This window comes from Rheinheimera soli (assembly GCF_031457405.1).
Lineage (GTDB): Bacteria > Pseudomonadota > Gammaproteobacteria > Enterobacterales > Alteromonadaceae > Pararheinheimera > Pararheinheimera soli_A.
Window position 1 is genome coordinate 52,713 of record NZ_JAVDWR010000010.1, and the last position, 23,302, is coordinate 76,014.

22 protein-coding genes are annotated in these 23,302 nt (G+C 46.2%); 11 read left to right on the forward strand and 11 right to left on the reverse strand.

Going from position 1 to position 23,302, the window contains the following annotated elements; genetic code table 11:
- Positions 1–97 precede the first annotated feature (97 nt).
- Genes J2W69_RS14125 through J2W69_RS14135 form a run of 3 tightly spaced genes read left to right on the forward strand, consistent with a single transcriptional unit; the run spans position 98 to position 3,146 of the window.
- The gene (locus tag J2W69_RS14125; protein ID WP_310279620.1) at positions 98–1,789 is read left to right on the forward strand and encodes a GMC oxidoreductase; all 1,692 of its coding nucleotides are present in this window, start codon (positions 98–100) and stop codon (positions 1,787–1,789) included.
- Between the two features lies 1 nt (position 1,790).
- Positions 1,791–2,345 carry a gluconate 2-dehydrogenase subunit 3 family protein gene (locus tag J2W69_RS14130; protein WP_310279623.1) on the forward strand — a complete coding sequence of 185 codons (555 nt, stop codon included), beginning with the start codon at positions 1,791–1,793 and terminating at the stop codon, positions 2,343–2,345.
- A gap of 42 nt (positions 2,346–2,387) precedes the next feature.
- Positions 2,388–3,146: a 3-keto-disaccharide hydrolase gene (locus J2W69_RS14135; protein WP_310279625.1), complete on the forward strand. Its 759-nt coding sequence runs from the start codon at positions 2,388–2,390 to the stop codon at positions 3,144–3,146.
- A 64-nt stretch (positions 3,147–3,210) separates the two neighbouring features.
- Here the strand turns inward: J2W69_RS14135 and J2W69_RS14140 are convergent, their stop codons facing one another.
- Positions 3,211–4,095 carry a sugar phosphate isomerase/epimerase family protein gene (locus J2W69_RS14140; protein ID WP_310279627.1) on the reverse strand — a complete coding sequence of 295 codons (885 nt, stop codon included), beginning with the start codon at positions 4,093–4,095 and terminating at the stop codon, positions 3,211–3,213.
- A 213-nt stretch (positions 4,096–4,308) separates the two neighbouring features.
- Positions 4,309–6,237 carry an amylosucrase gene (locus J2W69_RS14145; protein WP_310279629.1) on the reverse strand — a complete coding sequence of 643 codons (1,929 nt, stop codon included), beginning with the start codon at positions 6,235–6,237 and terminating at the stop codon, positions 4,309–4,311.
- 194 nt (positions 6,238–6,431) lie between these two features.
- Between J2W69_RS14145 and J2W69_RS14150 the strand changes: the two genes are divergently transcribed.
- Entirely contained in the window at positions 6,432–7,382 is a 951-nt protein-coding gene (locus J2W69_RS14150; protein WP_310279631.1) for a carbohydrate kinase family protein, read from the forward strand.
- A gap of 51 nt (positions 7,383–7,433) precedes the next feature.
- Here J2W69_RS14150 and J2W69_RS14155 read toward each other — a convergent pair whose 3' ends face one another.
- Positions 7,434–7,634, reverse strand: a complete 201-nt coding sequence (locus J2W69_RS14155) for a hypothetical protein (RefSeq protein WP_310279633.1) — start codon at positions 7,632–7,634, stop codon at positions 7,434–7,436.
- Positions 7,635–7,835: 201 nt separating this feature from the next.
- Complete coding sequence (locus tag J2W69_RS14160; RefSeq protein WP_310279635.1) at positions 7,836–8,477, reverse strand: DUF2726 domain-containing protein; 642 nt, start codon at positions 8,475–8,477, stop codon at positions 7,836–7,838.
- A 220-nt stretch (positions 8,478–8,697) separates the two neighbouring features.
- On the opposite strand from J2W69_RS14160, the gene aceB reads away from it, so the two are divergent.
- Positions 8,698–10,302, forward strand: coding sequence for a malate synthase A (gene aceB / locus J2W69_RS14165; protein ID WP_310279637.1), 1,605 nt, complete (start codon positions 8,698–8,700; stop codon positions 10,300–10,302).
- A 36-nt stretch (positions 10,303–10,338) separates the two neighbouring features.
- Here the strand turns inward: aceB and J2W69_RS14170 are convergent, their stop codons facing one another.
- Positions 10,339–11,280, reverse strand: coding sequence for a LysR family transcriptional regulator (locus tag J2W69_RS14170; protein WP_310279639.1), 942 nt, complete (start codon positions 11,278–11,280; stop codon positions 10,339–10,341).
- 180 nt (positions 11,281–11,460) lie between these two features.
- Here J2W69_RS14170 and J2W69_RS14175 point away from each other — a divergent pair, with 180 nt between their 5' ends.
- Positions 11,461–13,059: an isocitrate lyase gene (locus J2W69_RS14175; protein ID WP_310279640.1), complete on the forward strand. Its 1,599-nt coding sequence runs from the start codon at positions 11,461–11,463 to the stop codon at positions 13,057–13,059.
- A 199-nt stretch (positions 13,060–13,258) separates the two neighbouring features.
- Positions 13,259–13,498 (forward strand): hypothetical protein, encoded by a 240-nt coding sequence (locus tag J2W69_RS14180; protein ID WP_310279642.1) that lies wholly within the window; start codon positions 13,259–13,261, stop codon positions 13,496–13,498.
- A 227-nt stretch (positions 13,499–13,725) separates the two neighbouring features.
- On the opposite strand, the gene J2W69_RS14185 is transcribed toward J2W69_RS14180, so the two are convergent.
- The 4 genes from J2W69_RS14185 to J2W69_RS14200 all read right to left on the reverse strand — a co-directional run bounded on the left by J2W69_RS14185 (position 13,726) and on the right by J2W69_RS14200 (position 17,114).
- Positions 13,726–14,049: a DUF3718 domain-containing protein gene (locus J2W69_RS14185; protein ID WP_310279644.1), complete on the reverse strand. Its 324-nt coding sequence runs from the start codon at positions 14,047–14,049 to the stop codon at positions 13,726–13,728.
- 206 nt (positions 14,050–14,255) lie between these two features.
- Positions 14,256–14,987, reverse strand: a complete 732-nt coding sequence (locus J2W69_RS14190; protein ID WP_310279646.1) for a LytR/AlgR family response regulator transcription factor — start codon at positions 14,985–14,987, stop codon at positions 14,256–14,258.
- Positions 14,974–16,059, reverse strand: coding sequence for a sensor histidine kinase (locus J2W69_RS14195; RefSeq protein WP_310279649.1), 1,086 nt, complete (start codon positions 16,057–16,059; stop codon positions 14,974–14,976). Before J2W69_RS14195 ends, J2W69_RS14190 begins: the two co-directional genes overlap by 14 nt.
- On the reverse strand, positions 16,056–17,114 hold the full coding sequence (locus J2W69_RS14200) for a sensor histidine kinase (protein WP_310279651.1): 1,059 nt from the start codon (positions 17,112–17,114) through the stop codon (positions 16,056–16,058). Before J2W69_RS14200 ends, J2W69_RS14195 begins: the two co-directional genes overlap by 4 nt.
- 371 nt (positions 17,115–17,485) lie before the next feature.
- On the opposite strand from J2W69_RS14200, the gene J2W69_RS14205 reads away from it, so the two are divergent.
- Both J2W69_RS14205 and J2W69_RS14210 read left to right on the forward strand, forming a co-directional pair.
- Positions 17,486–19,003, forward strand: a complete 1,518-nt coding sequence (locus tag J2W69_RS14205) for an alanine/glycine:cation symporter family protein (RefSeq protein WP_310279654.1) — start codon at positions 17,486–17,488, stop codon at positions 19,001–19,003.
- 59 nt (positions 19,004–19,062) lie between these two features.
- Positions 19,063–19,587, forward strand: a complete 525-nt coding sequence (locus tag J2W69_RS14210) for a GNAT family N-acetyltransferase (RefSeq protein WP_310279656.1) — start codon at positions 19,063–19,065, stop codon at positions 19,585–19,587.
- A 22-nt stretch (positions 19,588–19,609) separates the two neighbouring features.
- Here the strand turns inward: J2W69_RS14210 and J2W69_RS14215 are convergent, their stop codons facing one another.
- The gene (locus J2W69_RS14215) at positions 19,610–20,785 is read right to left on the reverse strand and encodes an MFS transporter (protein WP_310279658.1); all 1,176 of its coding nucleotides are present in this window, start codon (positions 20,783–20,785) and stop codon (positions 19,610–19,612) included.
- A 98-nt stretch (positions 20,786–20,883) separates the two neighbouring features.
- On the opposite strand from J2W69_RS14215, the gene J2W69_RS14220 reads away from it, so the two are divergent.
- Entirely contained in the window at positions 20,884–21,771 is an 888-nt protein-coding gene (locus J2W69_RS14220; protein WP_310279660.1) for a LysR substrate-binding domain-containing protein, read from the forward strand.
- Here the strand turns inward: J2W69_RS14220 and J2W69_RS14225 are convergent.
- On the reverse strand, positions 21,737–21,982 hold the full coding sequence (locus J2W69_RS14225) for a hypothetical protein (protein WP_310279661.1): 246 nt from the start codon (positions 21,980–21,982) through the stop codon (positions 21,737–21,739). The two genes, J2W69_RS14220 and J2W69_RS14225, sit on opposite strands and share 35 nt — an antisense overlap.
- Before the next feature lie 300 nt (positions 21,983–22,282).
- Here J2W69_RS14225 and J2W69_RS14230 point away from each other — a divergent pair, with 300 nt between their 5' ends.
- The gene (locus tag J2W69_RS14230) at positions 22,283–23,296 is read left to right on the forward strand and encodes a DUF2817 domain-containing protein (protein ID WP_310279663.1); all 1,014 of its coding nucleotides are present in this window, start codon (positions 22,283–22,285) and stop codon (positions 23,294–23,296) included.
- Positions 23,297–23,302: the final 6 nt, after the last annotated feature.

Sequence of the window (23,302 nt, forward strand, 5' to 3'; positions counted from 1 at the left end):
CGGGACTAAGCAGCCTGACTGCTTAGCTATAAAAAAATGAAAACAGGACCTCAACCCAATGTCATTCGGGGAATAAGGTTCAACAGGGGACAACAAGATGACAGTTGCGCAGAATCATTACGACGCCATAGTGGTAGGTTCCGGCATCAGCGGTGGCTGGGCTGCCAAAGAGCTGACCGAAAAAGGCCTGAAAGTTCTGTTATTAGAACGTGGCCGCGATATTGAACATATCAAAGGCTACACCAATGCCTTTAAAGAAGCCTGGGACTTTCCACACCGCGACAGAGCAACAGAAAAAATGAAGGAACTGCATCCGGTGCTGAAGCGGGATTACCCGCTGAATGAAAGCACCTATGGCATGTGGGCCAACGATCAGGACTCGCCTTATGTCGAGAAAAAACGTTTTGACTGGTTCCGTGGTTACCATATGGGTGGTCGTTCTTTGTTATGGGGTCGTCAGAGTTACCGCTTTAACGAAGCTGATTTTGAAGCCAACTTAAAAGAAGGCATAGCGGTCGATTGGCCTATACGTTACGCCGATATAGCGCCATGGTATGACTATGTAGAGCGTTTTGCTGGCATATCCGGTAACAGGGATGGCCTGGATGTCTTACCAGATGGCCAGTACCTGCCTGCTTTTGATTTAAACGTGGTGGAGCAATCAGTTGCTGCTCGCCTGAAAAAATCTTTTGGTGGCAGCCGGCATCTGATTTGTGGCCGTACGGCTAACATTTCTCAGCCTAAACCTGAGCAAAACCGCGTCAATTGCCAGTACCGCAATAAATGCTGGTTAGGTTGTCCTTTTGGCGCTTATTTCAGTACTCAGTCCTCTACTTTGCCTGTGGCGATGAAAACAGGCAATTTAACAGTGCGGCCTTTTTCTATTGTCACCCAGGTTTTGTACGACAAAGACAAAAAACGCGCCCGTGGTGTGGAAGTGCTGGATAGCGAAACCATGCAGACCTACGAATTCACCAGCAAAATTGTGTTCCTGAATGCTTCAGCTTTTAACTCCACCTGGGTGCTGATGAATTCAGCCACAGATATCTGGCAAGGTGGTTTGGGCAGCAGCAGTGGTGAACTGGGTCACAATGTGATGGATCACCATTTAAATGCTGGTGCTTATGGTGAAGTGGAAGGTTTTGACGACAAATATTATTTTGGCCGTCGTCCTACAGGTTTTTATATTCCGCGCTTCCGTAACTGGGGCGACGATAAACGTGATTATTTACGTGGTTTTGGTTATCAGGGCGCGGCCAGTCGTCAGGGCTGGCAACGTAATGTTGCTGAGATGGGTATTGGTGCCGATCTGAAAAATGCGCTGGCAGAACCTGGTCCCTGGACTATTGGTATGAGTGGTTTTGGTGAAATTTTACCGGATCACAGCAATAAAATTTCATTAGACCGCACAGTCAAAGACAAATGGGGTTTGCCAGTATTGGCGATGGACGCTGAGCTTAAAGCCAACGAAATCAAAATGCGTAAAGATATGATGCAGGATGGTATAGATATTCTTGAAGCGGGTGGTGCTAAAAACGTCAGAGGTTTTAACGAAGAATGCCATCCGGGTAAAGGTATCCATGAAATGGGCACTGCCCGTATGGGCCGTGATGCTAAAACTTCGGTATTAAATGGCTTCAATCAGGTCTGGGATGCACCGAACGTCTTTATCACAGATGGCGCAGCTATGACGTCAGCCTCCTGTGTCAATCCGTCTTTAACCTATATGGCGCTGACTGCCCGTGCTGCGGCTTATGCAGTGGACGCTCTGAAAAAAGGAGACCTGTAACATGGACAGACGCGATTTATTAAAAATGATTGCAGCCGCTACCGGCGTTGCTATGGTGGGCGGTGATTTATGGGCTGCCGATCTGAAATCAGCGGATGCGGGTAAAGCGCTTTTTACTCAGTCTGATATTGCTTTTTTAGATGAAATTGCTGAAACCATTTTGCCAAAAACCAGCACACCAGGCGCAAAAGATGCTGGCTGTGGTGCTGTGATGGCGGTGATGGTGGCAGACTGTTATGAGCTGAAGTACCAGACGGTGTTTTTTGAGGGCTTAAAAACAATAAAAGCTTTAGCAAAACAACAGTTTGGTAAAGATTTTATGCAAACGACTGCGGCGCAAAAACACGAATTGTTGTCAAAACTGGATCAGCAAGCCAAACAAGACTCAGGCAAGCCGTTACCGCATTATTTTGTGTTGTTAAAACAACTGACCCTGATGGTGTTTTTTACCTCCAAAGTGGCGGCGACTGAAGTGCTGCGTTATGTCGCTATACCAGGCCGGTACGATGGCAATCTGCCGTATAAAAAAGGCGATCGCGCCTGGGCAACTAACTAAGCAACAGATAGGGCGGGTCTCCGCCTTTTTAAGGTATTGATGATGAATTATGTATGGATTGGCGCAGCTTTGTCTCTAAGCACTGCTGCTATGGCTGCCACAGATATCAGCCAATTATCAGATGCAGAGCGCCATGCTTTGGCCGCTAAAACTGAAGTTTGGACTCCGGTACCACCCGTTGTGACCGCTGTCGAAGGTCAGGCTCCTTCGGATGCACTACAGCTGTTGGATAAAAACTTATCACAGTGGCAGTCGGTCAATACTGGTGCAGAAGCACAGTGGACTATGACTGACGGTGTGTTAACGGTCAAACCCGGCACTGGGGACATCCGCAGTAAAGAGTCGTTTTGCGATATTCAGTTGCATCTGGAATGGCGGGTTGGCAAAGATCGGATGGATAAAGAAGGTCAGCTGCGTAATAACAGCGGGATTTTTTTGCAGGAGATGTACGAAATTCAGATTTTAGATTCGTACCAGAATGAGACTTACCCTAATGGCCAGGCTGGTGCTTTGTATAAACAAACCATACCGCTGGTTAATGCGACCCGCCCAACGGGCGAATGGCAACACTACGATATTATCTACAAAGCGCCGCGTTTTGAAGGTGAAAAGCGCTTATCGCCAGGCTACATCACAGTGCTGCATAATGGTGTGTTAGTGCAAAATCACACTGAAATTGCCGGTACCACTGAATGGATAGGCCCGCCTCAAGTCAAAGCCCACGGCTGTTTACCGCTGAAATTACAGGACCATGGCGACAGCGTCAGCTTCCGTAATATCTGGGTTCGTAAGCTGGATTAATACTGTCTATATGGCAAAAAGGGGCTGGTGATAATACCAGCCTTTTTCTTATCAAAACCTGCTGTTACTTCATCTCGGCAATAATAGCCTGTAAACCTTTTAATGAAGCTTCAACGCTTTGCATTGGGGTCATACCTGCGGGATAAGATTCCTGCTCTACCACCAGCCACTGGGTGCCCCCTATGGTTTTATTGGCGGTGATCAAAGCTTTCCAGTCGGTGGTGTCTTTACCAATAATTGGATCTTCCGTATTGCCCGGCTCTGGGGCTGAAGCCTTGTAGTGTGTGGTCACAGTGCGGCCCGGATAGGCTTTGATAAAATCTACCGGATCTTTGCCAGCGACTTCAGTCCAGCCCACGTCTTGCTGCAAAATGACTTTGCTGTTGGTGTTTTTGCCAATCAGGTCCCATGGCGTTTTGCCTGCATCTCCCAGCATTTCTGGTTTATGGTTGTGATAACCCACCTGCATACCTAATGGCGTCAGTTTTTCCTGCACAGCAGCCAAATCGGCAGCGACAGCTTTTGCGCCTTCCACAGTAAAAGCACGCTGATCCATGGGAATAATTAAATAATGACAGTCTAAAGCCTTATAAAAAGCGACAGTGGCATCAAATTGCTCCGTGCTGAATTTTTCAAAAGGTACATGAGCCCCTGAAGCTTTCAGGCCTAAGCTGTTTAAAAATGCTTTTAAACCAGCAGCATCATTGGCGTATTTGCCAAAAAAACCAGCAAACTCAACACCCTGAAACCCCATGGCGGCAAGCTTGGTCAGTGTGCCTTCAAAGTCTGCCTGCATGGCATCTTTGACTGACCATAACTGCACACTCAGTTGAGGTTCAGTGGCCGTAACTGGAGCTGTATCGGCATAGCTGAAGCCTGCAGCAGTACTGGCTAAAATCAGGCTGATTATCTGCACAGTTGTAGTCAGTTTTTTCTTTAAAAAAAGCATAAGCCTGTCCTTGTCATTATCATTGGAAGCGGTTTCATGGTGCGTTGTTTTTGTACTCAGATCAAGGCTAAATGCGGTGATTGGCGGGTTCTTAGAGAACTAAATAAGTGGATTTCTCTCATCTGAGTGGACTTGGGTAAAAAGCATAAAAAAAGCCCCTTTGCAGGGGCATCAAAAGTCAAACACTTTGGGAGAGTGTTATCAGGGAATCACTCAGGAATTTACCGGGCTCAACCACAGCGCCTGATAAGGAGTCAGCAGTAAAGCGTCGGCAGGCAAGGTTTTATTGCTCAGCTCGTCGTGCCATAACTGACCTGTTAATGAGTTGCAAAGCTGGGCATGTTCAGAGAAATTTACCACTGCCACTAAGCGTTTTCCATCCAGTTGGCGCTGGTATAAAAACAGCTGCGGATTCTCATCAGACAATAGGGTGGTACTGCCAGCACCTAACAATGGCAACTTAGCTCTGGTCTGGATCAAATGCTGTAACTGCTGATAAATCCGGCCTGATAAGGTATCGGCAGAAATAGCTGAAGCGAGTTGCTTATCAGTCACTGCCACTCTGTTAACCCAGCGGCTGTCGTCTTTTTTAGCCGGGTCCAGTACATAGCTGTAATCATTTTTTAAGCCCAGTTCGTCACCCATATACAGGAGTGGCAAACCGCCAATACTTAAAATGATTGAGTTCAGCAGGCAGATGCGTTGCAGAGCATGCTCCAGATGTAATGCATTGTTTTCGATTTCAGCTTTTTCTACCCCAACCAAAGACGATAACATACCCGCCACACGGCAATCGCCCGTCACAGGGTTTTGCTGAAAAGGCACACCAGCAGCAAAACTGCCTTCAAACTGACCTGTGTAAAACTGATTTAAAAACTGGCGGTGATGATCCGGATTGATCCCCAGTTGCCAGGCTATACTGTCATCAAAAGTCCAGCCTATATCGTCATGGCAACGAATGTAATTCACCCAGCTGCACTGGGGGTCAATGTCAAAACGCTTGCGCAAGGATTCTGTTAATAGTCTGGTATTGCGGGTGGCTAAACTATCCCACAACAGCGCCATCAACAGCGGGTTATAGGACAACTGGCATTCTTCTGGTGCTATGTATTTCACCACTTCATCCGGGTGCACTATAGCTTCAGATTTAAACTGCAAAGCCGGAGCTGCAATGCGGGCTACTGCATTAAAAGCTTTAATTAAACTATGGGCTTTGGGCAGGTTTTCGCAGCTGGTGCCCGCTTGTTTCCAGACAAAAGCCAAAGCATCTAACCGCAGTACCGAAGCGCCCTGATTGGCCAGAAACAGCATTTCTTCAGCCATGGCATTAAACACAGCAGGGTTGGCGTAATTTAAGTCCCACTGAAAGCTGTTAAAGGTGGTCCAGACCCATAAGCCAGAAGTCTTGTCCTGAGTAAAACAACCCCGGCGAATTTCCGGGAAAATTTCACGTAAGCTTGGGGCAAATTGATCGCGTTCCTGTTCGGTCAGGAAAAAATAAAACTCACGATACTCTGCATCACCGGCTTTGGCTTTTTCTGCCCAGCGGTGTTCGTCAGAGGTGTGGTTAAAGACAAAATCCAGTACTGGCTTAATGCCTTGCTGGTGCAGTTGCTGCATCAGATCGGATAACTGCTGCATAGAACCCAGCTGTGGCATGGTGCTGCGATAATCTGATACGGCATAGCCGCCGTCGCTGTTAGGTTCTGGCGCTTTAAACAGTGGCATCAGATGCAAATAGTTAATACCACTTTGTTTTAAGTAAGGGATGCGTTTTGCAAGGCCTTTAAAATCTTTGGCAAATAAGTCGACATAACAGGCTGCACCTAAAGCGCTGGGTGCCTTATGCCAGTCTTGTGGCTCTGCATCTTCAAGTCGCAAATAGGCCGGACGCTGCGCCGAGCTTTTTGCCAGCAGCTTTAGCAACTGCTCCAGATGGTAGTAGCAGTCGTAGTGCTCGCCGTATAGGCTTAAATAAAGTTCAAGCAAAGCGGGCAGCTGTTGCTCCAGCCTGGTTTTCAACTCAGGCCAGCTGTCTTTTGCTGCTGTTTTTAAAGACTGGCTTAATCGTTTAAGTGCCTTTTCGCTTTCAAATTGCAACAGCTCTGGGTTTTCCAGCAGCTGTGCTGTGGTTTTTTGCATATAAACTGGTCCGGACCTACAGTGTGATATGCCTAATAGAACTTCATTTTCTCTGTTTTGGCAAGACTTTTAACTGTGAAATGTTTAAATTCAGTGTTGAATATTTACACTTCAGGTTTAAATAGTTAAAGTTAGTCTGAAACGTTTTAGTTTGTTGCCTCATTGTACTGGGGTATTTAAGGGGAATAAGGCAGATGAAACCGACTCCGGTTTGTTGTTTTGGTGAAGTACTGATCGACTTTTTACAGGATAAGGCCCAGCCAGGTCTGTTTCATCGTTTTGCTGGCGGAGCTCCGGCTAATGTGGCTGTGGCAGTGGCCAAATTAGGTGGCCAGAGTAAATTTATCGGTATGCTGGGCAAGGATATGTTTGGTGATTTTTTGCAACAGGAACTGCAAAGTTATGGCGTGGATTGCAGTGCAGTGCGCCAGACTATGGATGCTAAAACGGCCTTAGCTTTTGTGGCATTAAATGATCAGGGCGATCGCAGCTTTTCATTTTACCGGCCGCCTGCCGCAGATTTACTTTATAAGGTGGATCATTGTCCGGCCGACCTTTGGCAAAACAAAGGCATTTTGCATTTATGCTCCAACAGCCTGACAGAACCTGATATAGCCCAAACCAGTTTTGCTTTGGTGCGACTGGCCCAGCAACATGGCTGGCTGGTATCGGTGGATGCCAATTTACGTCACAATTTGTGGACTGAAGGCAAAGCCAGCATTGAGCTGGTGACACAATTGCTGGAAATGGCTGATCTGGTGAAGTTAAGTGAAGATGAACTGACTTACCTGGCTGGTGAGCAAAGTACGGAACACTGGTTACAGCATATTCTGGATTTTCGACCTTCATGGCTGGTCGTCACTGCGGGTGCAGATGAAGTGAAAAGTTACAGTAAAACAGATTCCTTTTCCGTTGCTGTGACTACAGTGCCTGTGCTGGATACTACTGCAGCAGGTGATGCCTTTGTTGGCGCCTGGTTATTTCAGGCAGCGCAGCTGCTGGATTCAGGTTGTAGTGTCGCTGATTTGCTGATGCAAAAAGAACTGCAACAGCAGGTGATCCGCAAAGCCATTAAAGCCGGGTCCCTGACCTGTCAGAAGTTCGGCGCTTTTGCTGCTTTACCTACCGCAAGCGAATGGAATTAAAGCAGTTTGTGTGAAAAGAAGAAGGGCTAACTTGCGTTAGCCCTTCTTTGCTTATACCGTGATGTCAATATTCTGACCCAGGTTGCCGACAGAAACCGGACTTGGCGACTGCAATGCCGGAGACGAATTTACAGCGCTTTCCAGCAACTGCATTGTTTGTCTCCCTTCCTGTTTTTGCTGGGATTTTGCCAGACTGGCACCCAGTAGTTCATAGCTCTGGCTGACTGCAGCTGAGCCTACGGATTGTGTCATAGTCACTCCCATGCCATATTTCCAACCATCTTATCGGCAAAAGGATCGCGGACTTTAGAAAAATTTTCAGGATCTGAGAAAAAATGAAGCCGCTCGTTGCAGCGAGCGGCTTCGGTCTTTAGGCGAGCGGAGTGACTTATGTTCCAAATGCCTGAAGTTGTTGAACTCTTTCTAAAAGTTCGTCTGTTAACAGCTGAGCTGTCAGTGGATCATGGCCGTTGACTGTGAACGAATACCACGCTCCGGAATAATCGAAGGCAAAGTGCTTGCTTCAACCACGGGTTGCAGAGGGCGTATCGGCCGGGTCGGGCTTTTCTTCACAGTGCCTTTTAATATAGGTTCTGGTTTTAGACCACTTTGACCAATTTTCGCCGCTAAACCTTGCTGGATATCGGCTATGGAATAACCTGCTTTAATTTTCATCCGTACGTAAGGAATACCAGCTGCTTCAAAAGCACCGCTGACAAACCAGTCTGGCACAGCTTTATGACCGTCTTTGCTGTTATTGTTCACCAGATCAACAGCAGCAACAATGCTCATGTCATCAGGATCACACAATACAAAATCCAGGTACTTGGCATTCAGCTTTACCGAAGCCGCTATACGGGACTTGGCATCAACATTGCTTTTTAATTCAAGAATATCGGCCATTTTTACTCTGTTCATGACTTTGTACTTACCTTTAACGGCTTGTTCCAGCATGTTCAGGTAAGAGCGTTCGACCTGAGTAAAAAGGCTGCTTTTTTTACTAAATGGAAAGGGGTTGCCATGGCTCATAAAACGGCTGGCTAAAAAAGCGGCAACCACAACCAATACGGCTAAGACTAAAATTAAAACTTCCATTAATGACCTCCGACAAACTTTTGACTCTGCAGCTCTCATTGGTTGACTGCAGAGTAGATAAAGCATAAGACGTGCCAATAAGTTAGTGTTTGTGCTCTAATTTATATAAGTTTGCTGAATGTCTGGCATATGGCCTATTGATGGTTGAAATGGTGGGGTTCGACCTCTGTTCGGCTTATAGTGAAGAGACTTCCTATTGCTACAGACAAGGAGCAACACAATGACAAGCAGCAACACTGCAGGATTAGAGATCAAAGGCCGTTTACCGGCTGAATTCCAGACTATTTTAACGCCGGAAGCTTGCCGTTTGGTGGTTGAACTGACCCGCGAATTTCGTCCTGCTTTAAAGCAGTTACTGCAGCAACGTACAGCAGAGCAGGCGCGTTATGATAGCGGTGCTTTACCGGATTTCCGTGTTGACACTGCTGATATCCGTGCTGGCAACTGGAAAGTAGCTGCTATCCCTGCCGATTTACAGGACAGAAGAGTAGAGATCACCGGCCCTGTCGATCGCAAGATGATCATCAATGCGTTAAACGCTGATGTAAAAGTCTTTATGGCTGATTTTGAAGACTCGCAAGCGCCAAGCTGGGATGGCGTGATAGAAGGCCAGATCAACTTACGTGATGCCAACTTAGGCACTATCAGCTACAGCGACCCGCAATCAGGTAAACAGTACGCGTTGCGTGATAAACAGGCCTTATTGATAGCCCGTGTTCGTGGTCTGCATTTATGGGAAAAACATTTAGAAGTGGATGGCGAGCCAGTTCCGGGTTCGCTGGTTGATTTTGCTTTGTATTTTTTCCACAACTACCAAACCCGTTTAGCCAATGGATCTGGTGTGTATTATTACCTACCGAAGCTGCAAAGCTACAAAGAAGCAGCCTGGTGGGATGCGGTTTTCCGTTTTACTCAAACTAAATTTGATCAGCCTGTCGGCACTATCCGCGCTACGGTATTAATTGAAACCTTGCCTGCAGTGTTTGAAATGGACGAAATTCTGCATGCGCTGCGTGAGCATATAGTGGCGTTGAACTGCGGTCGTTGGGACTATATTTTCAGCTATATCAAAACCTTAAAAAATCATGCTGACCGCGTATTACCAGACCGTCAGGTCGTGACTATGGATCAGCCATTTTTATCAGCTTATTCAAAACTGTTGATCAAAACCTGCCATAAACGTGGTGCTTTGGCCATGGGCGGCATGGCGGCTTTTATTCCGGCTAAAGATCCTGTAGCAAACCAAGCGATTTTAACCAAAGTGACTGCGGATAAAGAACGTGAAGCCAGCAATGGTCATGATGGCACCTGGGTGGCGCATCCGGGTTTAGCTGCTACGGCCAATGGAGTTTTTAACAAATATCTGCTTGATGGTAAAACCAATCAGTTGCATATCAGCCGCGCTGACGATGCGCCTGTGACTGCTGCCGATTTATTGGCGCCAAGCGCAGGTGAACGCACAGAAGCAGGTATGCGTATCAATATCCGCGTGGCTTTGCAGTACATAGCGGCCTGGATCAGTGGTAAGGGCTGTGTGCCTATTTATGGCCTGATGGAAGATGCGGCTACAGCGGAAATTTGTCGTACTTCCATTTGGCAGTGGATTAAACATGGCAAAAGCTTAAACAATGGCCAGCTAGTGACCAAAGACTTGTTTGCCCAAATGCTGCAGCAGGAAGCTGCTGTGGTAAGGCAAGAAGTAGGCGAAGAGTTGTGGCAACAACAGCAGTTTGAGCGAGCTCAGGCACTGTTGCTGCAAATCACCACAGCCGATCAACTGGTCGACTTCCTGACCTTGCCAGCTTATGAGCTGTTAACTGCTTGATACAAGAGGAGCCAGAGCCAAAGCTCTGGCTCCTGATTACAAGTGCAGCTCGTCTGCTACTTCTGTAATTAAGCGCCGCAACCAGATATGACTGGCATCCTGATGCAATAACGGACTCCAGATCATTTTCAGCTCTATTGATGGAATAGGGAAAGGCGGATCCAAGACTTTCATCGTCGCGTCATTCTGATACAAAAGCGCTGCCCGTAAAGGCAAGGTCGCAATTAAATCTGTTTCTACTGCTAAGTGCATAGCCACATGATAATTACGGGTAAAGACGCTGATAGTGCGCTGTTTACCGAACTTTGCTAAGGCTTCATCCACCCAACCCAGTTTTTGCACATCAGCCGGATCCATACCCACACCTACACCAAAGCCGGTTTTGCTGACCCAGATATGCTGGGCTTTTAAATAAGAGTCTAAATTAAAGTTACCCAAAATTGGATTTAAGCTATTGACCAGGCAAGCAAAACTATCGCGCCATATGGTCTTTTGATGAAAAGACTGCGGCAGTTGATCAAAGCGGTTTATCGCCATATCCACTTTGCCGTTTTCCACGTCATGAAAGGTGACATCGGACGGCGTCATAATATCCAGCGAGGTGCCTGGAGCTTGAGCCCGCAGCTTTTTCAATAAGGCCGGAATAAGAGTAGAAGCAGCGTAATCACTGGCCATAATACGAAACACTCGATGGCTGTGTTCTGGCTCAAAATCTTTGTTGGGTTGTAAGGTTTCTTCCAGAGTTAGCAAAACCCCACGCACTACAGGAGCTAATTCCTTGGCTCGTTCTGTCGGCACCATACCGTCCGAAGTACGCACCAGAATAGGATCGTTTAATAAATCACGCAGCCGTTTTAAGCCATTGCTCATCGCCGGTTGGGTGATATTTAACTGGTTGGCAGCCCTTGTCACGTTCTTTTCCCGCAACAATACGTCCAGATACACCAACAAATTCAGGTCAATTTTACTGATATTCATTTGTTTCCACTTTTTATGGCTGATGAAGTCTTGCTTGCATGCTTTCTATATTCACACAATGAATGATGAGAATCAAAAAAATCAGCTATATGAATCTGTATTTTGAAACCTATAGTGAATGTCAACAAGGGTACTTACCAAATGCCAGCTAAACAAAAGACAACATAACGAGGATGCATCATGTCAGCTTATCAACAGATCATTAAACAACTGGAACAAAGCTGTAAAGCGCAAGGAGCAGGCTGGAATGCTATTAATGCTGAGTCTGCTGCCCGCATGCAGTTACAAAACCGCTTTAAAACAGGTTTGGATATAGCGCAGTACACTGCTGATATTATGCGTGAAGACATGGCAGCTTATGATGCGGACAGCAGCCAGTACACTCAGTCTTTAGGCTGCTGGCATGGCTTTATCGGTCAGCAAAAACTGATTGCTATCAAAAAACATTTTGGCAGCACTAAACGAAAATACCTGTATTTATCCGGCTGGATGATTGCAGCTTTGCGTTCAGAGTTTGGTCCTCAGCCGGATCAATCCATGCACGAAAAAACGGCAGTACCAGCTTTAATCGAAGAGTTATACACCTTCTTAAAACAAGCTGATGCCCGTGAATTAGGTGGTTTATTCCGTGAGCTGGATGACGCCCGCGCTAAAGACGATCAGGCCAAAGCTGCTGAAGTACTGGCTAAAATCGACAACTTTGAAACTCACGTCGTGCCAATTATTGCCGACATAGATGCGGGTTTTGGTAATGCCGAAGCCACTTACTTACTGGCGAAAAAAATGATTGAAGCCGGTGCCTGCGCCATTCAGATTGAAAACCAGGTGTCTGACGAAAAACAATGTGGTCACCAGGATGGCAAAGTGACAGTGCCCCATGCTGATTTCTTAGCAAAAATTAACGCTGTGCGTTACGCCTTCTTAGAATTAGGCATTGAAAACGGCATTATCGTGGCCCGTACTGACTCTTTAGGTGCTGGCTTAACCAAACAAATTGCGGTAACGGATCAAGCCGGTGATTTGGGCGATTTATACAACAGCTTCCTGGACGGTGATTACATCCAAAGTGCTGACGATATTCAAAACGGCGATGTGGTGGTGAAAGCCAACGGCAAGCTGTTAAAGCCAAAACGTTTAGCCAGTGGTTTATTCCAGTTTAAGCAGGGCAGCGGTGTGGATCGTGTGGTGCTGGACTGTATTACTTCGTTGCAAAACGGTGCCGATTTATTGTGGATTGAAACCGAAAAACCTCATGTCGGTCAGATTGCTGAAATGGTCAATCGTATCCGTGAAGTGGTGCCCAATGCCAAGCTGGTGTACAACAACAGCCCGTCTTTTAACTGGACACTGAACTTCCGTCAGCAAGTATTTGATGCATGGAAAACAGCAGGCAAAGATGTGTCGGCTTACGACAGAGCCAAGCTGATGAGTGCAGATTACGATACAACAGAGCTGGCGTTGGAAGCGGATAACCGTATCCGTACTTTCCAGGCTGATGGTGCCCGTGAAGCTGGTATTTTCCACCACCTGATCACCTTACCTACTTACCATACAGCGGCCTTGTCGACTGACAACTTAGCTAAAGAGTACTTCGGTGCCGCCGGTATGCTGGGTTATGTCGAAGGGGTGCAACGTAAAGAAATTCGCCAGGGCATCGCCTGTGTCAAACACCAGAATATGTCTGGCTCTGATATTGGTGATGATCACAAAGAGTACTTCTCAGGGGAAGCTGCGCTGAAGGCCTCAGGGAAAGACAACACCATGAATCAGTTCTCCTAACCAACTGATTTATGGCCAAGTAATTGCTGAACTACGTGGTCGGGTAATACTGACATTGGCAGCCGCAAGGCTGCCTTTTTTGCATCTGCACTATCTCTGTACTTAAAGATTTCGTCTTGCCTTTATAGCCTGATTCTGACAATTTACGGCCTGACTATATACTTAATGGACGCTCAATTTCAGTCTGAGGGAGATTTTTATGATAAGTGCGGTACAACAGGCAAAACGTAATGCTTTGAAAAGCAGTTTAAAAATGCTGATGCTGGGCTTTACGGTGTTGGGTATGTTATTTGGTACGGCTTTTGGCGTAATGCTCGGAACTACCTTTGATGCAGAGCAAAGCTTATGGCAGTCCCCAGCGATGCTTCCACTGGTCATTGGTGCTGTGTTTTTAGTGGGCCTTGCCTGGTATTACGCAAAAAAAATAGATCAACTATAGAAGTGACTGAAGTCGCCGTTAAAACAAAAAATGGGGCAACACTGCAAGTGAGTCTTTGATCTCAGCTACAGCTTTGTTGTTGTCAGGCTCCGTAATTTTTCCTGCTGCCCATACCCATTCAATGCAAACAGGCCAGCCTGCTCAGGTGTTCACTGAACTGGCTGACCCACACTGTACCTGGCATGCCGAAATGTAAAACCAAAGACGAATCTCCTGATCTGCAGTGGTTACGGAGCCACTACGTCAGAAATTGACACTTTGCCTTTAGAGCGGTTTTCATAAGGTTCCAGCATAGAGACTACTTTTACTGCATTTGCGTTGCGGGCAAAAGTCACTAAAGGCTGGCCATTACAAACCACTTTATCGACCGCTTTTTGTTTGGAGAGCCGGCTGGCTTTCAGGGTTTTATTTAAGGCGATGCGATCATCATCCTGAGCATGGCTGCAGGTTTCGACCAGGACATTGTAAATATGTGGAGTAAAAGATGGCTCAGCGCTGGCAGCGGCTGATAGGGTCAGTACCGCAGCTGCGAAAAATAATGGTGCTTTCATGGTGCTATCCTCTGAGTTGGGTTATGGCTTTTGCCATAACTGTATTTTGGCGCCCAAAGCCTTGGTTTTCCTGCCTTCTGTGACCAAAGGAATAGCAGAAGTGACCGGAGGTGATGGGTTACTTTTTGTTATTTTTTGCGCAAAAAAGACACAAAAAAAGCCCGGGAATTTTTGACTTTCCCGGGCTTTCCGCCTTCAGTATTTTCCTATTTCGCGGGTAATAATTGTGCTGACCAATCTGCTTTAAAACGTCTGGATGCAGCGACTGTCTGACCATTGGAAAGCAACAACTGGTAGTCATTATTATGAGGTTGCACTTTATGCACATGGTGCAAATTCACTATAGTGGAACGGTGCACCTGAGCAAACTGAGCCGGTAAGCGTTGCATCAGTTCTTTAATGGTTTCGCGGATAATCAGGTTTTCACTTAAAGTGTACACACACATATAATTGCCAGCCGCCTCAATCATCAGAATATCTATATCATCAAGCAGCAAGGTGGAAGCACCGGTTTTAAAGGTCAGTTTATTTTGGGTGATAGCTGGTGGCATATCCTGCTGTTTATCCAAAGCGGTTTTGGCGTCCAGCAAAGTTTGGGCCAAACGCTGACGCGATACAGGTTTGAGTAAATAATCAAAAGCAAAATGCTCATAAGCCGAAAAAGCATAGTTGTCGTAGGCTGTCACCAGAATAATTAAAGGCGCTGCCATGGCGGAAGATTTATTCAGTTGTTTTAATACTTCGATGCCTTTGATCCCCGGCATTTGGATATCTAAAAACACCAGGTCCACAGCATTGCTTTGTAAATAAGCTAATACTTCATCACCATTATCAAAGCAGGCGTCTATCTGGATATTGGGGTAAGTCGCCAGTTTGGCTTTTAAATTACTGATGGCCAATGGCTCATCATCGGCTATTACAGTTCTAATCTGCTGCATGCAGTAACTCCAAAGGTAGGGAGATTTGTCCGGTGAATTTATCTTGTTGCTGACTAAAACTTAAGCTGGCTTTGCCATGAAACAACAAACTCAGACGTTCCGCCAGATTATGCAAGCTGCCAAAACTGGCTTGCTGCGGCCAGCCAGCCGCCAGCTGAGTTCCTGGGCCATTGTCAGACAGCTTTAGCACTAAAACTGAGGACTCCTGGCTTACTTCAATATCAATACAGGCATGGCCTTTCAGTTCTGACACTGCATACTTGATGGCATTTTCTGCTAAAGGTTGCAGCAACAGAGGTGGAACTTTTTGCTGCAAAGCCTGTTCATCCAATTGCCAGTTCACTTGCAACCGCTCGCCAAAACGAACCTGTTGAATAGCCAGATAAGAAGCCAGAGCGTCCAGTTCTTCTTTGAGTGGGATCAAATGTTCAGTATGGTTTTTCAGTGAATGCCGTAAGAAAGTAGAGAGCTGCAGGATCAGGTTTTCGGCATCCAGTCCTTTGTGTTGCACTATCAGTGAATTCAGCGCATTTAAAGTGTTAAACATAAAATGCGGATTAAGCTGATAACGTAATACTTTTAAGCGGGCAATACGTGCCTGACGGGCTAATTCCTGCTGTTGTCTGAACTGAGCTCTGTTTAACAGGTTAGCTTTGTAGACTAAAAACAACGCAAACCAGCCTGCTATCGGCAATAACACCAGATTAAAAGCCAAAGCGTAACGCAGCACAGACTCAGTTTGAATTTGCATAAAAGCGTAAGTCAGCATCAGGTGCTGACGTACTGGCGTCAGTACCAGCCAAAGTGGAATAAGCCAGTATGCCAGTCGTAGTGCCTGCTGTTGGATGCTGATATTCAGCCCCAGCTCTTTTTGCCCCAAATAACCTGTGACTACAAAATTCACCAGACTAATCAAAGCGTAAATCATCAGATAAGGAAATACGGTGCGATTTTCCAATGGCACCAGAACTGCTAAATGGATAAACTTGATCAGCAGATAAATCAACCAGAACAGTAAATGCCAGTACCAGAATCTTTCTTTATCGACCTCAAATCTTGCGACTGAACTCATGCAGTTGCCCCTTGTAACGGCAACTGAATAGACACCAGAAAACCCCGTTGCTTTGCTTGTACTACTAAACTGGCCGCTGTGCCAAAATGCTGATTCAGGCGGTTTTTTATATTGGTTAAACCTACGCCTGAACTTTGTCCCAACTGGGTGATGGCATGTTCGCCCGGACCGTCGTCTTCAACTTGCAGGCAAAGCTGGCCATTGTGTTGCTGTCCGGCAATAGTAATGGTGGCGCCTTGTTGCTGGGTAGCTACGGCATATTTAATGGCATTTTCTACCAAAGGTTGCAGTAACAAAGCCGGGATCAGGTGTTGGCGAACATTCTGATCGATTTTCCAGTCGACTTTGAGTTTGTTGCCAAAGCGGGTTTTCTGCAGCGCTAGATAGGCTTCTATTGCAGCCAGTTCATCGGCCAGTTGCACCAGGCTGTCCGGTGAGCTGCTTAAAGAATAACGTAAAAAAGACGCCAGTTGCTCAGACATCAGTTCGGCATCCTCAAAACGTTCTGCTTCTATTAAAGCGCAGACTGAGTTCAGTGCATTAAAGGTAAAATGCGGGTTCAACTGATGTCGCAGTGCCTGCAATTCAAGTTGTTGTATTTTCTGACTTAAACGAGCTGATTCTGCCATGCGGAAATGGCGTTGCTGATTCAGAATGTAGGCCAGATAAAGTGCTGTCCAGACAAAAAATGCTAAGGTGTGGCTGTCGAGGTTACTGATTAAAAAACGAAGATCAAAGCGTTCATTTTTCATAGTGATCAGCCAGAGCGCATTCTCCAGCGGAATGTAAATACAAGTCAGCAACAAAGCGGCCAGCACTAAATGCCATATAGCAAAATTATGCTGGTTAATTTTATACTGCGACCAGACCAGCAAGACGCCTGTCACCAACATGGTTGCTGCTTCGCTGATAAAACTCATTGCCAGATAATGCAGAGTGTCAGGTTTTCGCCAAATAAAAAAATCCAGCGTCCAGCTAAACACACTGAGTGCAAAAATAATAAACCAAAACAGGCAGTGGTAGCGCAGTAAAGGCTTGATTTGAAGACTAAACACTGGCTTGCTCCCACAGTGGTTGATGTAGCCAGTATAACCAAAGCTTTGATGAAATCGACAAATGCAGTGGTTCACCGGACTTAAAGTTGTGACCAGTGGGGTTTGTCTGGTTATACCTCTGAAGCCTTGAACGTCATTCAGCCTTGTCCGGCAAAATAACAATGGTCCTGCGCTTTTGGCTGCGGTATCTTGTTGCAGTTAAGTTGCGGTATCTTGTTGCAGTTAAGTAAAAGTGTTGATCAAAATGGCCAAAGCAGCGAATTAACGCAGAACTCTGGTCAATCAGCTTGCCGTCTGGCAATTGTGCTTTTGCTATGGCAAATTATGCGGCGTTTTAAAAGTTAAACTCAGAATAATTATAAGGAAGGGAAATGGAAGGCTTTATTAGTACGCTGAACAGCATAGTCTGGAGCCCCGCGCTGATTTACCTCTGCCTTGGTGCAGGCTTGTTTTACTCAATTCTCACTCGTTTTGCTCAGGTGCGTCATTTCAAAGAAATGTGCAAACTGATGCTGAATAACAATGAATCCGACAAAGGGATCTCATCCTTCCAGGCTCTGGCTGTGTCTTTATCCGGTCGGGTTGGTGTAGGTAATATAGCAGGTGTTGCTGCAGCTATCGGCTTTGGTGGACCAGGTGCTGTGTTCTGGATGTGGGTAGTAGCCTTTTTAGGTGCCAGTACTGCTTATGTCGAATCCACTTTAGGTCAGCTTTACAAAGTAGAAGAAAATGGCCAGTACCGTGGTGGTCCGGCTTATTACTTTGAACGTTGTCTGGGCTGGCGCTGGCTGGGTATTTTGTTTGCTATCTCCGCTATTATTGGTTGCGGTATCTTCTTACCAGGTGTTCAGGCGAATGCGGTAGGCAACGCTATTACTCAGGTTTTTGGTGAAGGTACGGCAGTGGTCACCAGCTTTGGTGAAGTCGGAAGTAACAAACTGATTGGCCTCGCTTTTATTCTGATTATTCTGGCTTTTATTATCTTCGGTGGTATCAAACGTATTGCTAACTTTACCCAAATTGTGGTGCCTTTTATGGCCTTGGGTTACATAGTTCTGGCGCTTATTGTGGTATTCCTGAATCTGGACAGAGTGCCGGCAATTTTTGGTTTAATCTTTAGTGATGCCTTTACCGCTCAGGCTGGTTTTGGTGCTGCTATAGGCTGGGGTGTAAAACGGGGTATTTACTCCAATGAAGCAGGTCAGGGCACTGGTCCTCATGCTGCTGCAGCCGCAGAAGTTGACCACCCGGCCCAGCAAGGTTTAGTTCAGGCCTTCTCTGTTTATGTAGACACTTTATTTGTCTGTACAGCAACTGCCTTAATGATTTTGATCACCGGGCAATACAACGTGCAAACTGAAGACTTTAATGCGGTCACAGGTGCTGGCACTATGATACTGCAGAATATTGACGCCTCCACTGTGGTTGCTTCACCAGCCTTTACCCAAATGGCTTTGCATAGTGTGTTTGGACAGTTTGGTCAGGTGTTTGCAGGCATCGCTATTTTCTTCTTCGCTTTTACCACTATTTTGGCCTATTACTACATTACAGAAACCAATGTGGCTTACTTAAACCGTATATTAAACAACAAATTGCCAAATCTGCTGTTTAAATTGATACTGATGTTTATGGTGGCTTACGGCACAGTCAACAGTGCCGGTTACATCTGGAATATTGGTGATTTGGGTGTGGGTATTATGGCCTGGGTTAACGTGGTTGGCATCCTGGTTATTTTCTTTATGTACAAGCCGACCATGCGCTGCTTACGCGATTATGAAGAGCAGAAAAAGAACGGCGGTCCTGTCACCTTTGATCCTGTGAAGTTAGGCATTAAAAACGCGACTTTCTGGGAAAATCGGCTGGAACAACAGCAAAAAGAGCAGAAGTAACTACTGATCTTTGTGAAATAAGGAGCCACATATGGCTCCTTTTTTTTAAGAAGGAATTTATGTTGATTTGTAAAACCGAGCGTTTAACTTTGCGTGAACTTCAGCTAAGTGATGCTGAATTTACCTTACGTCTCTACAACGATCCCAGTTTCTTACAGCATATAGGCGATAAAGGTGTTCGAACTGTTGAAGATGCAGAAAGGAATTTGCAACAGGGTGCTATCGCCAGTTATGCGCAGCATGGCTATGGCATGTGGCTGGTTGAAAATCAGCAGGGCCAGGCCATAGGTTTATGTGGCTTGATTAAGCGCGACTTTTTAGCTGAAACCGATTTAGGTTATGCCTATCTGCCAGAGTTTTTTGGTTTGGGGTATGCGTATGAAGCCGCAAAGGCAGTAGTGGCTTATGCTGCAGAGCACAGCGGTTTAAAAACACTGGTTGCCATAGTATCGCCGGACAATCAGGCCTCTAAGGCTTTGTTGCTGAAGCTTGGTTTTGAGCAGGATGGTCAGGTGCTGGTGCCGGATAAAGACGAAATGGTCGATTTTTACTGTATTCATGTAACGAAAAAGCCTGATCTTTAAAAGCCAGGCTGTTTTTCAGCGATCAGGCTATCTGAGCACTCAGTTTCTGATCCAGTTTGCCGCTGATATGAGTTAAACCATAAGCTAACAATACAATCAAAGCTCCTATCCATGGGGTGTACATTAAGCCAAACTGACTGACCACTACACCGCCGGCCCAGGCGCCAAAGGCTATACCTAAGTTAAAAGCGGCTATATTCAGACCACTGGCAACATCCACTGCTTTAGGGGTATAAATTTCGGCTTGACGTACCACATAAAGCTGCAAACCCGGCACATTACCAAAAGCCACTGCGCCCCATAGCAATACAGTGAAAGCAGCCAAAATTGGCTGAGAGGCGGTAACACTCAACAGCAATAACACGCCAGCCAAACCTAAAAAAATTACTTTCAAGGCTGCTATAGGGCCTTTTTTATCGGCGAGTTTACCACCCCAAATATTTCCTGCTGCCACAGATACACCATAAAGCAGCATCAGTAGGGCAATATGGTCTGTGCCAAAACCCGACACGTCCTGCAATATGGCGGCAAGGTAAGTAAATGCAATAAAACTACCGCCATAACCTAAAGCTGTTGTGGCATAAACCATCAGTAAACGGGGTTCTGTCAGTACCTGCAATTGCTCCGGAAAAGTCGCAGATTTTTGCTGTGCTAAGTTATTTGGCACCAGAATCGCTGAGCCAATCATCGCAATAAAACCTAAAACCGCCACTGCATAGAACACCGCTTGCCAGCCCAGATATTGACCGACAAAAGTGCCCAGTGGTACACCTGTCACTAAAGCAACGGTCAAGCCGGTAAACATTAAAGCTATAGCGCTGGCTGCTTTTTCTTTTGCTACCAGACTGGTGGCTATAGTCGAACCTATGGAAAAAAATACGCCATGTGCCATACCTGTAAGCACACGAGCAAGCATCAGGGAGTAATAATCCGGTGCCATAGCCCCCAGCAGATTACCCAGAGTAAAAAGCGCCATCAGTCCAATTAATAAAGCTTTGCGGGGCATTTTACTGCTCAGTGCCGTTAATACCGGCGCGCCTATAGCAACACCTAAAGCATATAAACTGACCAGCAAGCCAGCTGAAGGTAAAGACACTGCCAGGTCGGCAGCAATCACAGGTAATAAGCCCACTATGACAAATTCAGTGGTGCCTATGGCAAAGGCGCTTAAGGTTAAAGCCCATAAAGCGAGTGGCATATAATTTCTCCGCAAATTTAAAGTGGCGTCAGTGTGCTGGATTTTGTTATTGTGAAAAATAGATGTAATGGCAAATATCTATTGCGAAGAGAGCAACAATGGCCGGACAGACTGAACAGTTAGATACTTTTGTCACTGTGGTAAAAACCGGTAGTTTTACTGCGGCAGCAGAACAACTGGGGCAAGCTACTTCTGTGGTGAGTCGCAGAGTGAAACAGCTGGAACAACGCCTCGGCGTTGCTTTGTTATTGCGTACCACCCGCAGTTTACGACTGACTTCTGAAGGCGAATGGTATTATCAGCAGGCTTGCAGCATTTTGCGGCAACTGAGTCAGGCTGATCATTTTTTAATGGACCGAAGCCACAAGCCTGCTGGCAAATTACGCATTGATTCGGCCACTCCTTTTATTTTGCATCAACTGGTGCCGCTGGTTTCGGAGTTTCTGGCGCTTTACCCTGAAATTGAATTAACGCTGGATTCCTCTGAATCTTTTATCCATCTGATTGAAAAACGGGTCGACGTAGCAATACGTTTTGGTGAACTGACAGACTCCAGCTTAAAGGCACGTAAATTAGGTGCAGGCTTCAGGCGTTTGTTGGCATCTCCAGAGTATCTGGCCAGTTTTGGCACCCCAGACACTTTAGCTGACTTAGCCATACACCGCTGTATAGGCTTTAGCTCTGCTGAGACTTTAAACCGCTGGCCTATTCGGGATAAAGACGGAGAGTTGTATAAAATCACCCCTCATGTCTCAGCCGACAGCGGCGAAACTATTCGGCAACTGGCGTTGCATGGCAACGGCATCGCCTGCTTATCCGGTTTTATGACGCAGGAAGACATCAGGGCAGGGCGCTTAGTACCAGTGCTGGAGCATTTACGTGAGCAGGTACTGATGCCTGTGTATGCAGTGTATTACAGCGAAGGAGAGGCGAACCCCAGAGTGCGTTGTTTTATTGATTTTTTGACTCAGAAGCTGGTGTTGTAGGGGGCTGTTGCTGGCTTTCCTGTTGTTTTAAAAAGTCTTCATAAGTTCCGCTCTGACGTTCCAGGCATTGAGCTTTGATTTGTGCAGGAAGCTGATTGCACTGAGAACGATGATCCCGTTTCATTCTGTCGTACCACCATTCATCAGAGTCCCTGGGGCTGTATGAGCAGGCACTTTGCAACAAAACCAGCAGTAATATGGCAAAACGCATAAAGAGTCTCCATTTCAATAAGTTGATATAGCCAAAGTAATTGGAGTTGCAGCCAGGCGACAAGAGCGTGAGACCCCATGAGCATAGTGTCCTATGTGATTGGGGCGAGAGCACGCAGTCAACAAAGCTGCAGCTTCAAGTACGAAGGCTATAAAAGTATGCATGGCTTAAGGGCTGATTACCAGAGTTTTGTCCCCGCGCTCTAAGGTCATCGCTGTCATTAAAAGTTCATCAAAAAAACTAAAACCTCAGCCTTACAACCTTTTATTCTGTTGATAATTCAATTCATTGGCTTTGACTGTGCAAAACAAAAGACAACGTTCTCTGTTACCTGAACTGATCCGGCTGGAGGCGCTGATCGACACTTTACCTGCCACTGTAAAAACCACAGAACTGGCCCGTTTTAATGCTGGCCTGCATTCATACCCCAGTTACTTAATTGAATTGGCCACTTTTGATGCGACTAAACCTACGCTGCTGTTAACTGGTGGAGTGCATGGACTGGAGCGTATTGGCTCTGCAGTGCTGATTGCCTTTCTGGAAAGTTTGCTGCAAAGACTGGAGTGGGACCATGGTTTACAGCATCAGTTAAGCCAGTTAAATGTTTTATTTTTACCTATGGTAAACCCTGTAGGTATGGCGACTCACAGACGCAGCAATGGCAATGGTGTGGATTTAATGCGTAATGCGCCAGTGCACTGTGAAGATAAAGCGGCGTTTTTAGTGGGTGGGCAGCAGTATTCGGCTCGTTTGCCCTGGTTCAGAGGCAACCCAGAGCAACCTGAAGCCGAAAATCAGGTGTTGTTTGAACTGGTGCGGCAAAAGTTATTTCAAAGCTCTTTTAGTATAGTGCTGGATTGTCACTCTGGTTTTGGTCAGGTAGACAGGATCTGGTTTCCTTACGCCAAAAGCCGTAAACCTTTACCGCATTTAGCCGAACTCTACCGTTTACGCCAGCTGTTATTTGACAGCTATCCACATCAGGCTTATCAGTTTGAACCTCAATCGCTGCATTATTTATGTCATGGCGATTTATGGGATTATTTGTACGATGAGTCGTTGCAGCAGAGCACAGTGTTTTTACCTTTAACTCTGGAAATGGGGTCATGGAACTGGGTGCGGAAAAATCCCTTTCAGTTGTTATCCAGTTTGGGGTTGTTTCATCCGGTAAAACCGCACAGAGTAAAACGGGTGTTGCGTACTCATTTAACCTTGTTTCATTTTTTAATAGCAGCCACAGCGTCACATCAGCAGTGGCGGCGGGTTATGCATCCACGCATGCTCAGACAAGAGGCAATGGAGCTATGGTACTGACTATGG